Annotated in this window: 12 protein-coding genes; 10 read left to right on the top strand and 2 right to left on the bottom strand. The window is 59.2% G+C overall.

Annotated elements, in window-relative coordinates; genetic code table 11:
• Positions 1–169: 169 nt before the first annotated feature.
• A complete protein-coding gene (locus tag ACVHNU_RS10640; RefSeq protein WP_003225024.1) occupies positions 170–865 on the bottom strand; it encodes a pirin family protein in 696 nt (231 codons plus the stop codon).
• Positions 866–1144: 279 nt separating this feature from the next.
• Here ACVHNU_RS10640 and ACVHNU_RS10635 point away from each other — a divergent pair, with 279 nt between their 5' ends.
• On the top strand, positions 1145–3619 hold the full coding sequence (locus tag ACVHNU_RS10635; protein ID WP_473019665.1) for a UvrD-helicase domain-containing protein: 2475 nt from the start codon (positions 1145–1147) through the stop codon (positions 3617–3619).
• Between the two features lie 57 nt (positions 3620–3676).
• Here ACVHNU_RS10635 and ACVHNU_RS10630 read toward each other — a convergent pair whose 3' ends face one another.
• Complete coding sequence (locus ACVHNU_RS10630; RefSeq protein ID WP_045122460.1) at positions 3677–3949, bottom strand: DUF1652 domain-containing protein; 273 nt, start codon at positions 3947–3949, stop codon at positions 3677–3679.
• 263 nt (positions 3950–4212) lie between these two features.
• Between ACVHNU_RS10630 and ACVHNU_RS10625 the strand changes: the two genes are divergently transcribed.
• The 9 genes from ACVHNU_RS10625 (at position 4213) to ACVHNU_RS10585 (ending at position 15149) form a co-directional block, all read left to right on the top strand.
• On the top strand, positions 4213–5028 hold the full coding sequence (locus ACVHNU_RS10625) for a helix-turn-helix domain-containing protein (protein WP_226499291.1): 816 nt from the start codon (positions 4213–4215) through the stop codon (positions 5026–5028).
• A 52-nt stretch (positions 5029–5080) separates the two neighbouring features.
• A complete protein-coding gene (locus ACVHNU_RS10620) occupies positions 5081–6487 on the top strand; it encodes an NAD(P)/FAD-dependent oxidoreductase (protein ID WP_103483489.1) in 1407 nt (468 codons plus the stop codon).
• Positions 6488–6518: 31 nt separating this feature from the next.
• Positions 6519–6863: a cupin domain-containing protein gene (locus ACVHNU_RS10615; protein WP_201137623.1), complete on the top strand. Its 345-nt coding sequence runs from the start codon at positions 6519–6521 to the stop codon at positions 6861–6863.
• Positions 6864–6918: 55 nt separating this feature from the next.
• On the top strand, positions 6919–8004 hold the full coding sequence (locus ACVHNU_RS10610) for a polyamine ABC transporter substrate-binding protein (protein ID WP_103483487.1): 1086 nt from the start codon (positions 6919–6921) through the stop codon (positions 8002–8004).
• Positions 8005–8464: 460 nt separating this feature from the next.
• Positions 8465–9928 (top strand): serralysin family metalloprotease, encoded by a 1464-nt coding sequence (locus tag ACVHNU_RS10605; protein ID WP_473019664.1) that lies wholly within the window; start codon positions 8465–8467, stop codon positions 9926–9928.
• A gap of 93 nt (positions 9929–10021) precedes the next feature.
• A complete protein-coding gene (locus ACVHNU_RS10600) occupies positions 10022–10450 on the top strand; it encodes an AprI/Inh family metalloprotease inhibitor (RefSeq protein ID WP_473020064.1) in 429 nt (142 codons plus the stop codon).
• 204 nt (positions 10451–10654) lie between these two features.
• Positions 10655–12430 carry a type I secretion system permease/ATPase gene (locus tag ACVHNU_RS10595; protein WP_003225008.1) on the top strand — a complete coding sequence of 592 codons (1776 nt, stop codon included), beginning with the start codon at positions 10655–10657 and terminating at the stop codon, positions 12428–12430.
• Positions 12427–13776, top strand: coding sequence for an HlyD family type I secretion periplasmic adaptor subunit (locus ACVHNU_RS10590; RefSeq protein WP_003225006.1), 1350 nt, complete (start codon positions 12427–12429; stop codon positions 13774–13776). The genes ACVHNU_RS10595 and ACVHNU_RS10590 overlap by 4 nt, the downstream gene beginning before the upstream one ends.
• Positions 13777–13778: 2 nt before the next feature.
• Positions 13779–15149 carry a TolC family outer membrane protein gene (locus ACVHNU_RS10585; protein WP_103521425.1) on the top strand — a complete coding sequence of 457 codons (1371 nt, stop codon included), beginning with the start codon at positions 13779–13781 and terminating at the stop codon, positions 15147–15149.
• Positions 15150–15250: the final 101 nt, after the last annotated feature.

Genomic DNA, 15250 nt, shown 5'->3' with positions numbered 1-15250 from the left:
TCTTTCTGTGGTGAGGGGATTCATCCCCGATGGACTGCGTAGCAGTCCGCTCCAACGGTAAAGAAGGGCCGCTTCGCGGCCAATCGGGGATGAGTCCCCTCGCCACAAAAGTTACAAAAAAGGGGCGACCATGACGGTCGCTCCTTTTTTTCGCCTGCAGTTCAGGCCATCAAGCCAGATCCACCAACACGATTTCGCTGTCTTCGAGCGCGGTCACGGTCAGCACCGACTCATGTTCCACAGCAACACCGTCTCGAGCTTGCGCACGCAAGCCATTGACTTCAATCAAACCGGTGGCAGGCACTAGATAGGCTCGGCGTCCGGCATCCAGACGATATTCAGCCGTTTCCCCAGCCTTGATATTCGCCGCGACCAGCCGCGCATCGGCGCGAATGCGCAGGCTCTGGTCGTCACCGTCCTTGCCGCTGGCCAGGGTCACGAACCCTTCGCGCTGGCCTTTGGGGAACGGTTTGGCGCCCCACGATGGTGGCGCGCCGGTTTCGGTTGGAAGAATCCATATCTGGAAAATCCGCGTTTCCTGGTCTTCCAGGTTGTACTCGCTGTGAGCGATGCCCGTGCCGGCGCTCATGACCTGTACGTCGCCAGCCTCGGTACGGCCCTTGTTGCCAAGGTTGTCCTGGTGGGTAATCGCACCTTCACGAACGTAAGTGATGATTTCCATGTCGCGGTGCGGGTGTTGTGGGAACCCGGTGCCGGCGGCGATCACATCATCGTTCCACACCCGCAGATTGCCCCAGTTCATGCGCTGCGGGTCGTAGTATTCGGCGAACGAAAAGTGGTGATGGGCATCCAACCAGCCGTGATGAGCGCCGCCCAGCGTGTTGAAAGGTCTGAGTTCAAGCATGATCGTCTCCTCAAAAGGTTCGTCATGGGGCGCAACGCCAGAGCCACGAAGCGAGACCGTTGGTTAAAGACGGGCATCATCCTTCAGTCAATCATCGAGAAAAAGCGTAAAAAGTGCGGCATTCTCATCGAATCTGTTGATGGGAAGCAGGCTCGAAACGATCTCACCCAACTTTCAGTTCATCGCCTAAACCAATGACCTGTAAGCATTTCGCTAGAACTCATGGGCAAATAAAGACACCATAGCCCCCAACAGCCTCACACACTGGAGCCCATCAGCGTGGCGCAACACACTCCCGATCTTCCTTCCGAACTTCGTCCGTTGGCCGAGATGCCTTGGTTCAAACGTCTGGCCGCGCGTTTCTTCGGCCATGGCCTGACGCGTTTGCGCGCCCAGCACCGTGCCTCTTGGCTGCACGGTCAGGCTGACGGGTTTCGCAGCGGGCACACCGCGGGTGTGGAGTACGGTTTCAAAGAAGGAAAACTCGAAGGGCTGGAGGAAGGTCGCCAGGTCCTGCTGATTCGTGACAGCCGCAGCACCGAGCATCGTCCGCCGAGCGTCGACAACCATCTGTTCGATGATTGGCGTCTGCCACTCAGCGCCGAACTGAAGAAACGCATGAAGGCCGATGTGGCACGCCTGCTGCCCGAGCACGCCCAGCCAAGCGTCGCGCAATGGAAGATGATTTTCAGTGATACACCCTCAACCTCGGTGATTGCCGGGGCCGGTGCGGGTAAATCGACGACGCTGGTGCTGCGTATTCTGTTGCTTACGCATTATCTGGGCTTCGAACTCGACTCGATGACCGTGGTGACCTTCACTCGCGAGTCACGCAAGGATTTCATCAATAAACTGATCGAGATGCTCGCGCTCTGGGGCCAGAAATTGAGTTTGAAACAGGCGCGGGAACTGGTGCGGACTTTTCACTCGCGCATTCTGCCGATGGTTCGCAGCCTGCCGGGCTTCGAGCGCTTGCAGGCTTTTGAAAACCTCAGCAATCGACCACAAGGGGCTGACGAGGAAGTCGATAGCAACCCGTTCGATCTGCGGATCAACGATGCCCAGCGCCAGCAGCTCAACGCCTGCTACCACCGGTTATTCAATGAAGACGAGCGTTTTCGCCCGTTGATTCAGCCGTTGGCCAAGGCTGCCTTGCAGCTCAAGGAACTGGAGCGCGATCACCCGGACGTGCAGAAGCGCATGGCGGTGACCGAACTGGCGTCCAAACGCGACGAAGAACTGTGCGACGCCATCGAAGACCTGTGGTTTCGCGCCGGTGCCTGGCCGATCAAAGGCATTGAGCCCAACCGGCAGACGTTCGAGATCAACGGTTCGACCTTTCATTGTCATGGCTACATCCCCAGCCTCGATGCCTGGGTGGTGCTCGGCTTCGATCCCCGGGAAAACCCGCAGATCTGCCGGCCCAACGCCAAGCTCAGCGTGCGCGCCGAGTGGGCTGTAAAACGCACCCTGTTTCAAGCTTTCTGTCGTAAGCCATTGATTTGGCTAGATAGCTATGAAATGTCAAAGCGAGTTCTGTCGACGTTGGCCGGCGACGCGAGCGCGGGTCCCGGGTTCGATTACAAGGTCAAAGGTGAGCTGGTCTCAGCGCCGCTGCTGGACTGTTTTGTCGCGGCGGCCGGTTTCATCGAAAACCTCGGGCTGGATGTGCCGGACGCTGTCGGTCGTATGAGTTTTGCCAAGGATGATCCGGATCGGTTTTTCTTCGAGGCGCTGAGCCTGTTCTGGCGTGCCCTGGAAGATCATTTGCTTGATCAGAAGCCGCCGGTGATGACCTACAACCGGATGTTCGCGCTGTTCAGCGAACACTCGCCGGAAAATCTCAAGCTGCTGAGTGATGAGCTGCTGCGGCCCATGTCGCACTTGATGATCGACGAGTTTCAGGACGTATCGCCGCAAATCGTCTCGTGGATCCGCGCCAGCCTTGCGGAAATCCGCAGTCGTGGCCCGGCCATGCATGTCGGGCGGGGCGCACAGCGTTCGTCGTTGCTGTGTGTGGGTGACGACTGGCAGTCGATCTACGGCTGGCGGGGCAGTTCGCCGAGTTACTTCATGGAGTTCAACAAGGAGTTCCCGTCTCCGAGCACCACGCGGGTGATGCTCAGTGACAATTACCGCAGCCATCAGCACATCATCGATGCCGCCGAACACATCGTCCGCGCCGCGCCGGCAATTCCGGGCAAGAAGGCCAAGGCCAGTGGCGCAGCCAAGGCTTTGCAGCCGGTGAATGTGCTGGAGCGCGATGATCAGGCTTTGGGTCAGCGCCTGGCCGAACATTACAATCGCGGCGATTCAATCTTGATGCTTTATCGAAAAAGCAGTGATAAGTCATTGATAGAGCAGCATATACAGCCTGTTGTTAATGTGGATTCGAGCTTGCCGTACGAGGCTCGACGCCTGAAGCAACTGACCTATCACAGCGCCAAAGGTCTGCAAGCCGACGCCGTGTTCCTGCTCGGTGATTGCCAGCACCTGACCAGTTCGCCGTACAAGAATCAGGTGTACCGCATGGCCGGGCTGGGCAAGGCCGGTGACAGCGAGCCTTATGACACGGCGCAAAAGGACGAGATCCTGCGTCTGGCCTATGTTGGCATCACTCGGGCGGTCAGCCATTGCTATTGGTACGTCGAGCCGCAGGACAACCAGGCAGTAAACATGCCGAGGGCGTCCGATCGGGTTGCGCAAGGCAAGGCGTTCTTTGTCGATCACCGCTCGCAAGCAAAAACCGGGTAACCGCCGCGCACAAAAAAGCCCGCCTTTACGGCGGGCTTTTTTATTCAAAACAATTACTTATGCGTAACTCCTGAAAGATTCCGGAGGAATGAATGCTTCCAGCTCATCCTCTACGGCCTCGATAATGCGCTCGACATCGGCCGCGTTCATCACCGTGGCACATGGAATACCGGCAATGGCGATCATGGTTTCACCGCTGGCACGATCAAACAGACGGGCAATCATGCTGCCCGGTGCATCCATCGTTGCTTCGAAACCCATGGGATGAAAGTGCCAGCGCATCAGCTGGCACGCGTTGGGGAAGGTGACTTTGCTCGAAGCTTTATTCATGTGTTGCCCGCCTTCTTCATCGAGCGCTTCCTTTTGCTCATGTTAGGTGGGAAGAGCCTTCATTGGCTCAACCGTTCAGTGACTTTAAAAGTAGCATCCGGATGTGAAATCTCTGTGAGATTTTTCAGTTCATTTTGCGATTGCTTCGCGTTTTTTGATGTAAGTCACGCTCTGGTCAGTGATCGCCAAAAGGCCACTACGGTTTGCTCGTTGATCGTTTTCATGAAGTTGGGCAAGCTCGACTCTTTTGCATCGAGCCCTTTATGCACGCCGACGATGACGGCCCCGAACAGACCCCGGCCACGGCCGCCACGGTCATGCGCTACCACCTGAGCTGGAAGCACCGCGATCTGGACAGCGTCATGGCGCTGTATCACCCGGACGTCCAGTACAACGATTTCTTTCAGAACCGGGTCCTCGGCCTCGACGAACTGCGCGAGTACGTGCGCGTGAGCATGCCGCGAGAATCCGACGAAGCGCTGGAGCATTGCGACCGGATCCGCGTGGATGGCAACACTGCGTTCATTCAGTACGAAGTGACCCTGCGCGGCGGCGACGGGCTGGTGTCATTCCGTTCCAGCGAAGCGATCACGGTCAAGGACGGGTTGATCTGGCGGGTCAACGAATACGCTTCACTGGTTCGTGCGCAAACCAACGGTGCCGTCGCACCCAGTCAGCGCCCGGCGGTGAGTCGCCTGGGCTTGTCGCCGCGCCAGATCAGTTTCATGGCCGAGGATCTGCAGCAGTATTTCGAACGCCAGCAGCCGTACCTCGATCCGGAACTGGACCTGCAACGAGTGGCGAAGGAGTGCGGGTACAGCCGCAATCAGATTTCCTATCTGCTCAATCAGGTGTTGGGCCAGAGCTTCTATCGCTACGTCAACCAGGCACGCTTGCAGCACTTGCTCAAGTCACTGGATCAGGCCACGCCGCCGCTGCGTATCGACGAGCTGGCGTTTGCGGCCGGTTTCAACTCGCTGTCAGCGTTCTACAGCTGTTTCCGCCAGCACACCGGCCAATCCCCCAAGGCTTACGCCAAACAAATTTCTTTGCGGGCACGCGCGCAAGACATTCGCTGAAGGCACGCACTAGGATCGGCGCCATCGAAGGTTTTCAGTGGCGGAGTCTTGCATGCCGGCGTGGCGCACTATCAGTTTGTGGATGGATCAACTCGACGAGCCGCTTACCGCGCGGCCAGCGCTGGAGCGGGATCTGGATGTCGACGTTGCAATCATCGGCGCCGGTTATACCGGGCTGTGGACCGCGTACTACCTGAAAAAACTCGCTCCCGGTCTGGATATCGCCATCGTCGAGGCGCAAACCGCCGGTTTCGGGGCGTCCGGGCGAAATGGCGGCTGGCTGATGGGCAACCTGCTGGGCGAGGATCGACTGCTTGCCGGGCTCTCGCCACAACAACGCCGCGCTTCGTTCGATCTGCTGCACAGCATCCCCGATGAAGTAGAAGTTGTGCTCGAACGTGAGGGCATCGACTGCGATTACCGCAAAGGCGGGGTGCTGTACTGCGCCGCACGCTATCCGGAGCAGGAAACCAGCCTGCGTGAATACCTCGACAAACTGCATGCTCAGGGCCTGACCGACAACGATTATCGCTGGCTCAGCCCCGAGCAACTGGCGCAACAGATTCGTGTGGCAAAACCCTACGGCGGCATCTATGCGCCGCATGTGGCGACCATTCACCCGGCGAAACTGGTGCGCGGTCTGGCGCGCACCGTGCAGAACATGGGCGTGAAGATCTACGAAAACAGCCCGGTCACGCACTGGCAGTCCGGCAGCCTGCGCACGGCCAAGGCCAGTGTGCGCAGTCGCTGGATCGTGCCAGCCGTCGAAGGTTATTCGGTGACGTTGCCGCCGCTGGGCCGCTATCAGTTGCCGGTGCAAAGCCTGATTGTCGCCACCGAACCGTTGTCGGCAGCGACCTGGGATGAAATCGGCCTCAACCGTGGCCAGGCCTTCAGCGAGTTCAGCCGCCAGGTCACCTACGGCCAGCGCAGTGCCGATAACCGCCTGATCTTCGGCGCCCGCGGCGGTTACCAGTTCGCCGGCAAGCTACGCCACAACTTCGATCTGACCCGTGATGAAGTAGAGCTGCGCCGCTATCTGTTCGGCGAACTGTTCCCTCAGCTGAAAAACGTGCAGATCACCCACGCCTGGGGCGGCAACCTCGGCATGTCGCGGCATTTCAAGCCGCACATGCTCTGCGATCGCGCCAACGGTATTGCGCTGTCCGGCGGTTATGGCGGGGAGGGTGTCGGTGCAAGCAACCTCGGCGGCCGAACGTTGGCCGATCTGATTCTGGAGCGCGACACCGAACTGGTGCATCAGCCGTGGGTGCTGCCGGATGGCGGGATACATGCGCTGCGCGCCTGGGAACCGGAACCGTGCCGCTGGCTGGGCTACAACGCGATCATCAAAAGTTTTGTCCACGAAGACCAGACCCTGGCCAACCCGGCCACTGCACCGTGGCGGCGCAAGCTTGCCAGCCAGGTCGCGGGTTTCATGGAAGGTTTCATGCACTAACCGCCGTTTTCTTCAAAAGACAGGTCCCCCCATGAGCATTACGCAGTTCAAGAACACCGCCACTCTGCAACTGGACGAGTCCAACCCGGTCGCCGTGCCCCTCGGTGAGCCGGTCGCGATTGCCTCGACCACCAGCGTCGAACGCGACGACGGCGTCGAAACCGGCGTCTGGGAATGCACCCCGGGGCGCTGGCGCCGGCAGATCACCGCGCAGGAATTCTGCCATTTCATTTCTGGCCGCTGCACGTTCACCCCGGACGACGGCGGCGCAACCCTGCACATACAAGGTGGCGACGCACTGATGTTGCCGGCCAACACGCTCGGCGTCTGGGACATCCAGGAGACCGTGCGCAAGACCTACGTGCTGATTTTCTGATTGCTTGATCCTTTGATTGCCTGCCAACAAAAATAGCCACTACAGGAATCACCTCATGATCCAGAAAACCCTCGCTCTGGCGCCGCTGCTGCTGGCCGCCTCCATCAGCCATGCCGCCGAAACGGTCAAGGTTTACAACTGGTCCGATTACATCGCGCCGGACACCACGAAAAGCTTCCAGAAAGACACCGGCATCGGCGTCACCTATGACGTCTACGATAGCAATGAGACCCTCGACGGCAAGTTGATGACCGGCAAATCCGGTTATGACGTGGTGTTCCCGTCCAACCACTTCATGGCCCGGCAGATCCAGGGCGGGGCGCTGAAGAAGCTCGACAAGAGCCAGTTGCCGAACTGGAAGAACCTCAACCCGGTATTGCTCAAGGCCTTGCAGGTCAACGACCCGAACAACGAGCACGGCTTTCCGTACCTGTGGGGCAGCACCGGCATCGGCTACAACATCGCCAAGGTCAAAGCGGTGCTGGGTGACAACGCGCCAGTGGACTCCTGGGATCTGATCTTCAAGCCCGAGTACATGGAAAAACTGCAGAAGTGCGGTGTGGCGATCCTCGATAACGGCCCGGAACTGCTGCCGGCGGCGCTCAACTATCTCGGCTTGCCGCCCCACAGCAAGAACCCCGAGGACTACAAGAAAGCCGAAGCGCTGCTGATGAAAGTGCGGCCGTATGTCAGCTACTTCCATTCCTCGAAATACACCAGTGACCTGGCCAACGGTGACATCTGCGTGGCGGTCGGCTTCTCCGGCGACATCCTGCAAGCGGAAAACCGCGCCAAGGAAGCGAAGAACGGCATCGACATCGGTTACGCGATTCCCAAGGAAGGCGCGGCGATCTGGTTCGACATGGTGGCCATGCCGGCCGATGCGCCGGACGAGAAGGCCGGTTACGCGTTCATGAACTACCTGCTGCGCCCGGACGTGATGGCCGGCATCAGCAATTACGTGCACTACGCCAACGGCAACGAGCAGGCTGACAGTCTGATCGACCCGGCTATCAAGAGCGACACCAAGGTCTATCCGAGCCCGGAGATGATGGGCAAGCTGTTCGCGCTGGAAGCGATGCCGCTGAACATCGACCGGATTCGTACGCGGGTGTGGAACAAAATTCGAACGGGTAGTTGATTCACTTCATTCCTGTGGGAGCGGGCTTGCTCGCGAATGCGTCCGTTCAGTCAGCAATTATGTTGATTGATAAGCCGCATTCGCGAGCAAGCCCGCTCCCACAATGTGTTTTCAGCGCAGCATTTTATTTGATATCAATACACTGGCATCGCACTAATAGAGTGCAGGAAAGTGAGACGCGTCTAACAAAAAACAACTTACCAATATTTAATATTTAAATAGAAAATCGTCAGACAATTGGGCGTGGTGATGCCCGGTAAAACAATCTTTCGACCCCGCAGGCTTTGTTTTCGGCAGTTTTACGCAACAGTTCAATTTGATCTCAAAAAAACGCTAGACGACAGATTTCAAATTGTGTCAGGTTTCTTACGCCTTCATTGGGCGAGTGATAGGACGATCTCGCCAGGGATTGTCGCTATCTGACAAAAACTGTTCCATTGCTAAACAAGGAAGTGTGTTTATGTCGAAAGTAAAAGCTAACGCTATTGATATCACCGCAGATACATTCGTACCTGTCGGCGCAGCGCAGTCTCTGGCTGCATCCAGCTCCGCCTGGAACCAGATCAATAGCTTCAGCCATCAGTACGATCGTGGCGGCAACCTCACGGTCAATGGCAAACCCTCCTTCTCGGTGGATCAAGCCGCTACTCAACTGTTGCGAGACGGTGCTTCCTGGCACGATCTCGATAACAGCGGCAAGATCGAACTGACTTACACCTTTCTGACCGCCAAAACCGCCAACTTCAGCGGCTTGGGCGTCACCGGTTTCAGTCAGTTCAGTGCCCTGCAAAAAGCTCAGGCCGTGCTCGCCATGCAATCCTGGGCTGACGTTGCCAATGTCACGTTTACCGAGGCTGCCAAAGGTGGCGACGGTCACATGACATTCGGTAACTACAGCGGTGGCCAGGAAGGCGCGGCGGCGTTTGCGTTCCTGCCAGGCACCGAGCCAGGCTATGACGGTCAGTCCTGGTACCTGACCGGCAGTGGCTATGACGTCAACAAAACCCCGGGCCTGAACAATTACGGGCGTCAGACTCTGACGCACGAAATCGGTCACACCCTGGGCCTGTCTCACCCTGGCGACTACAACGCCGGCGAAGGCAACCCGACCTACAAGGATGCTTCCTACGGTCAGGACACCCGTGGTTACAGCCTCATGAGTTACTGGAGCGAAAGCAACACCGCCCAGAACTTCAGCAAGGGCGGTGTGGAAGCCTATGCCTCCGGCCCGCTGATGGATGACATTGCGGCGATCCAGAAGCTGTACGGCGCCAATATGAGCACCCGTGCCGGTGACACCACCTACGGCTTCAACTCCAACGCCGGGCGCGATTTCCTCAGCGCCTCGTCGTCGAGCGACAAGCTGGTGTTCTCGGTGTGGGATGCGGGCGGCAAAGACACCTTCGACTTCTCGGGTTTCACCCAGAACCAGAAGATCAACCTCAATGAAGCCTCGTTCTCCGACGTTGGTGGCATGGTGGGTAACGTGTCCATCGCCAAGGGCGTGACCATCGAAAACGCCATCGGCGGTTCGGGCAACGACCTGCTGATCGGTAACAGTGCGTCCAACGAGCTGAAGGGCGGTGCCGGCAACGACATCATCTACGGCGCCGGTGGTGCGGACAAACTGTGGGGCGGCGCCGGTTCGGACACCTTTGTGTTCGCAGCCAGCTCCGACTCCAAGCCGGGTGCCATCGATCAGATCCTCGATTTCGTCAGCGGTCTGGACAAAATCGACCTGAGCGCCATCACCAACGGTTCCGGTCTGCACTTCGTCAGCAGCTTCACCGGTGCAGCCGGCGACGCGATCCTGACTTCGTCGGGCGGCAACAGCCTGTTGTCGGTGGACTTCTCCGGGCACGGCGTGGCGGACTTCCAGGTCAGCACCGTTGGCCAGGCAGCGACCAGCGACATCGTGGCGTGATGTGAAACGGGAAAGCGGCGCTCAATGCGCCGCTTTCTTTACTTGCATCGTCCTGGCCGCTGGGCAAGGCTACGTGCCGGAGCGAATATTCTCATGATCTATAAAGCTTTTACCTACAAGGCAATGGCGTGGCTTTCGGCGGCGTTCATCATGATTTCTGGAGAAACAACCATGGCAAGCAGCCTCAGACTTGAAGATCCATCGGTTTTTGCCGGGCAATGGCAGGCTGTATTGACTGCGCCTGATGACGCCCCGCAGGCGCAGGCATTGCAAGACAAACCGTCGAACACCTGCCTGATCGATCTTGAACCCAACCAGACGCTGGGCAAGGGCGCCGAATGCCTGGGGGCATGGCTTGAGCAAGCGCCGATCGGCTGGTTTCCTGATCCGGACGGCCTGTCGATTACCGGCAAGGAAGGTTCAAGAATCCAGTTCTTCAGCCGACAACGTGATGGGCTTTATCTGAGCACTTTGAAGTCGGGGCTGGTGATTACGCTCACGCGCCATACGCCGCAGTCGTGAACAGCGCCACCGACTGAGCAGTTGCATATAAGGTTGTGCGTTGCAGTTATAAGCAACAGCTCAATACAACGAATGGCCGTTTAAATGACGGAAGTTGTTATTGAAGTGTCAGTGAAAGTTGCAAGAACTAGTCCGGCATGTGCGCGGATAATTAATGGAAGCGTCTCGTCAAAGATTGGCGGGGAATAATTTCAGGAATATTCAATGAAGATGGCGAAGGCCCCAGCCACCGCTCCCTTATTCAAGGCTTTGGGTGACTATAAAGGCATTCTGATCAGCGTCGGGTGCTTTACTGCACTGATTAACGTGCTGATGCTGGTGCCCTCGATTTATATGCTGCAGGTCTACGACCGCGTACTGTCTTCGCAGAACGAAACCACCCTGGCGATGCTGTCCTTGATGGTCGTTGGATTTTTTGCGTTCATCGGCATGCTGGAGGTAGTGCGCAGTTTCATCGTGATCCGTATCGGCAGCCAACTGGAGCGCCGCTTCAACCTGCGGGTCTATCAGGCGGCGTTCGAACGCAACCTGTTCAAGGGCGAGGGTAACGCCGGGCAATCGCTGGGCGACTTGACCCACATTCGCCAATTCGTCACCGGGCCGGCGCTGTTTGCGTTTTTCGACGCTCCGTGGTTCCCGGTCTATCTGTTCGTCATCTACCTGTTCAACGTCTGGCTGGGCGTGCTCGCCACCGCTGGGGCGCTGCTGCTGATCGCGCTGGCGTGCCTCAACGAATACATGACCAAGAAGCCGCTGGGCGAAGCCGCCGGTTACTCGCAGAAGTCCAGCCAACTGGCGACCAGCCACCTGCATAATGCCGAAACCATTCAGGCCATGGGCATGCTTGGCGCGCTGCGCAAGCGCTGGTTTGGTGTGCATTCGCGCTTCCTTGGCCTGCAGAATCAGGCCAGCGACACTGGCGCGGTAATCAGCTCGATCAGTAAGACCCTGCGTTTGTGCCTGCAATCGCTGGTGCTCGGCCTGGGTGCGTTGCTGGTGATCAAGGGCGACATGACCGCCGGGATGATGATCGCCGGTTCGATCCTGATGGGCCGGGTGCTGAGCCCGATCGACCAGTTGATCGCCGTGTGGAAACAGTGGAGCGGGGCGAAGCTGGCCTACCGTCGTCTGGACTCGTTGCTGCAGGCGTTTCCGCCGAGTGACGACGCCATGGCGTTGCCGGCGCCGAAAGGCCAGATTGCCTTTGAGCAAGTCAGTGCCGGCCCTCCGGGGCAGCGCGCGGCGACCCTGCAGATGGTCAACTTCAGCATCGGCGCGGGCGAAGTGCTGGGCGTGCTCGGCGCCTCTGGTTCCGGCAAGTCGACCCTGGCCCGGGTGCTGGTCGGCGTGTGGCCGACCCTTGGCGGGACTGTGCGCCTGGACGGTGCGGATATCCACCGCTGGAACCGCGATGAACTCGGTCCATACATCGGCTACCTGCCACAGGACATCGAACTGTTCAGCGGCAGCATCGCCGAGAACATCGCCCGTTTCAGCGAAGCCAACCCGGAAAAAGTCGTGGCCGCCGCGCAACAGGCGGGTGTCCACGAGATGATTCTGCGTATGCCCCAAGGCTACGACACCCAACTGGGGGAGGACGGCAGCGGCCTGTCCGGCGGCCAGAAGCAGCGCGTCGCTCTGGCTCGCGCCATGTATGGCGATCCGAGTCTGGTCGTGCTGGATGAGCCGAACTCCAACCTCGACACCGTTGGCGAAGCCGCGCTGGCCAGCGCCATCGCCCAGCTCAAGGCCAAGGGCACCACCGTGGTGCTGGTCACGCACCGTTCTTCGGTACTGGCCCAGGCCGACAAGTTGCTGGTGCTCAACGATGGTCGTTTGCAGGCGTTCGGCAACAGTCAGGATGTCCTCAAGGCGCTGTCCGGCGCCCAGGAACAACAACGGGAAAAATCTGCGCAGGCACCGGGCGGGCTCAGCATGAGCCGGCAGTACCAGCCCACGACAAGGAATTCGGGTGTATGAGCAGCGCCAGCATGAACACTGAAAACGAAGCCTCCATGGAACACGCGTACGTCACCGAGCGCCCGGAGCGCGATGCGAAATTCTTCGCGCGCATGGGCTGGATTCTGGCCATCGTCGGCGCCGGCAGCTTCTTCACCTGGGCCGCACTGGCGCCGCTGGATCAAGGCATTCCAGTGCAGGGCACCGTGGTGGTGTCGGGCAAGCGCAAGGCTGTGCAGTCGATGAGCAGCGGCGTGGTCAGCCGGATTCTGGTACGTGAAGGCGAAATCGTGAAGCAGGGGCAACCGTTGTTCCGCCTCGATCAGACCCAGGTCGCCGCCGACGTGCAGTCGCTGCAGGCGCAATACCGCATGGCGTGGGCCAGCCTCGCGCGCTGGCAGGCCGAACGCGACAACCTCAAAGAAATCACCTTTCCCGCCGAGCTGAGCAACGACCCGGACCCGCGTCTGGCACTGGTGCTGGAAGGTCAGCGTCAACTGTTCAGCAGCCGCCGCGAAGCGTTCTACCGCGAGCAGGCCGGCCTGCGCGCCAGCATCGAAGGTGCCACCGCGCAACTGGCGGGCATGCGACGCGCGCGCACCGACCTCAATGCCCAGGCCGATTCGCTGCAACAGCAACTGAGCAACCTGCAACCGCTGGCGGACAACGGCTACATCCCGCGCAACCGTTTGATGGAGTACCAGCGGCAGCTGTCGCAAGTGCAGCAGCAACTGGCGGAAAACACCGGTGAAAGCGGCCGGGTGGAGCAGGGCATCCTCGAGTCGCGCCTGAAGTTGCAACAGCATGGCGAGGAATACCAGAAGGAAGTGCGCACGCAACTGGCCGACGCGCAGCTGAAAAGCGTGACCCTGTCCGAGCAACTGACTTCTGCCGGTTTCGACCTGCAACACAGTGAGATCCTTGCCACCGCCGATGGTGTGGCGGTCAACCTCGGCGTGCACACCGAAGGCGCCGTGGTGCGTCAGGGCGAAACCCTGCTGGAGATCGTCCCGCAAGGCACCACCCTGGAAGTCGAAGGGCACTTGCCGATCAACCTGATCGACAAGGTCGGCACGCATCTGCCGGTCGATATCCTCTTCACCGCGTTCAACCAGAGCAAGACCCCGCGTGTGCCGGGTGAGGTCAGTCTGATTTCCGCCGACCAGATGGTCGACGAGAAAACCGGCGTGCCGTACTACGTGTTGCGCAGCAGTGTCAGTGACCAGGCCATGGAGAAGCTTCACGGTCTGGTGATCAAGCCCGGTATGCCAGCGGAAATGTTCGTGCGCACTGGCGAACGCTCACTGCTCAACTACCTGTTCAAACCGCTGCTCGATCGGGCCGGCTCCGCGTTGACCGAAGAATAAGGATGTTCGGCTGTATGAATAAGCTTTCGATGTTGGGAGCAGCGTTCGCGCTGCTCGCAGGAAACAGCGCGCTGGCGGCCATGGGGCCATTCGAGATCTACGAGCAGGCATTGCGTAACGACCCGGTGTTCCTCGGCGCGATCAAGGAGCGCGACGCGGGCCTGGAAAACCGCATCATCGGCCGCGCCGGGCTATTGCCGAGACTGGGTTACAACTACAACCGTGGTCATAACACCTCCAAGGCCACGCAACTGACCAATCGCGGCAGCCTCACCGAAGACCGCAACTACAACAGCTACGGCTCGACTCTGACCTTGCAGCAACCGTTGCTCGATTACGAAGCCTATGCGGCATATCGCAAAGGCGTGGCCCAGTCGCTGTTCGCCGACGAGGCGTTTCGCGGCAAGAGTCAGGAGCTGTTGGTGCGGGTGCTGGATAACTACACCAAGGCCTTGTTCGCCCAGGATCAGATCGACATCGCCCAGGCCAAGAAGAAAGCCTACGAGCAGCAGTTCCAGCAGAACGAGCACATGTTCAAACAGGGTGAGGGCACACGCACCGACATCCTTGAAGCCGAGTCGCGCTATGAGCTGGCGACCGCCGAGGAGATCGAAGCGCGCAACGAGCAGGACGCGGCGCTGCGTGAGCTGGGTGCGCTGGTCGGCGTGCCGACGGTGGACATCAGCGAGCTGGCGCCACTGGATCAGAATTTCCAGACCTTCGCCCTGATGCCGGCCAACTACGACACCTGGCACGAACTGGCGATCAGCAACAACCCGAACCTGGCGTCGCAGCGTCAGGCGGTTGAAGTGGCCAAGTACGAAGTGGAGCGCAACCGCGCCGGGCACATGCCCAAAGTCAGTGCCTATGCTTCGATCCGCCAGACTGAATCGGACAGCGGCAACACCTATAACCAGCGCTATGACACCAATACCATCGGTTTTGAAGTCAACGTGCCGCTGTATGCCGGTGGCGGGGTGTCGGCTTCGACCCGTCAGGCCAGCCGCACCATGGAGCAGGCGGAATACGAACTCGACGGCAAGACTCGCGAGACGTTGATCGAATTGCGCCGCCAGTTCAGCGCCTGCCTGTCGGGTGTCAACAAGCTGCGCGCGTACCAGAAGGCCTTGGCCTCGGCTGAAGCGCTGGTGGTGTCGACCAAGCAAAGCATTCTCGGCGGCGAGCGGACCAATCTCGATGCGTTGAATGCCGAACAACAACTATTTACCACCCGCCGCGATCTGGCTCAGGCACGCTACGACTACTTGATGGCCTGGACCAAGCTGCATTACTACGCGGGGACCTTGAACGAACAGGATCTGGCGCGGGTGGATGAGGCCTTCGGACAAGGCCCGAAAAGCAACCCGCGTTAATGCTTGGCACTGAACTTGTGGCGAGGGAGCTTGCTCCCGCTTGAGTGCGCAGCGCTCACCGGATTTTGCGCTGCTGCGCAGCCAGCGGGAGCAAGCTCCCT

The sequence above is a fragment of the Pseudomonas sp. Ors-4-3C genome (assembly GCF_055755035.1).
Note: the sequence above shows the minus strand (reverse complement) of the source record. Positions and strands in the feature narration are given on the sequence as shown.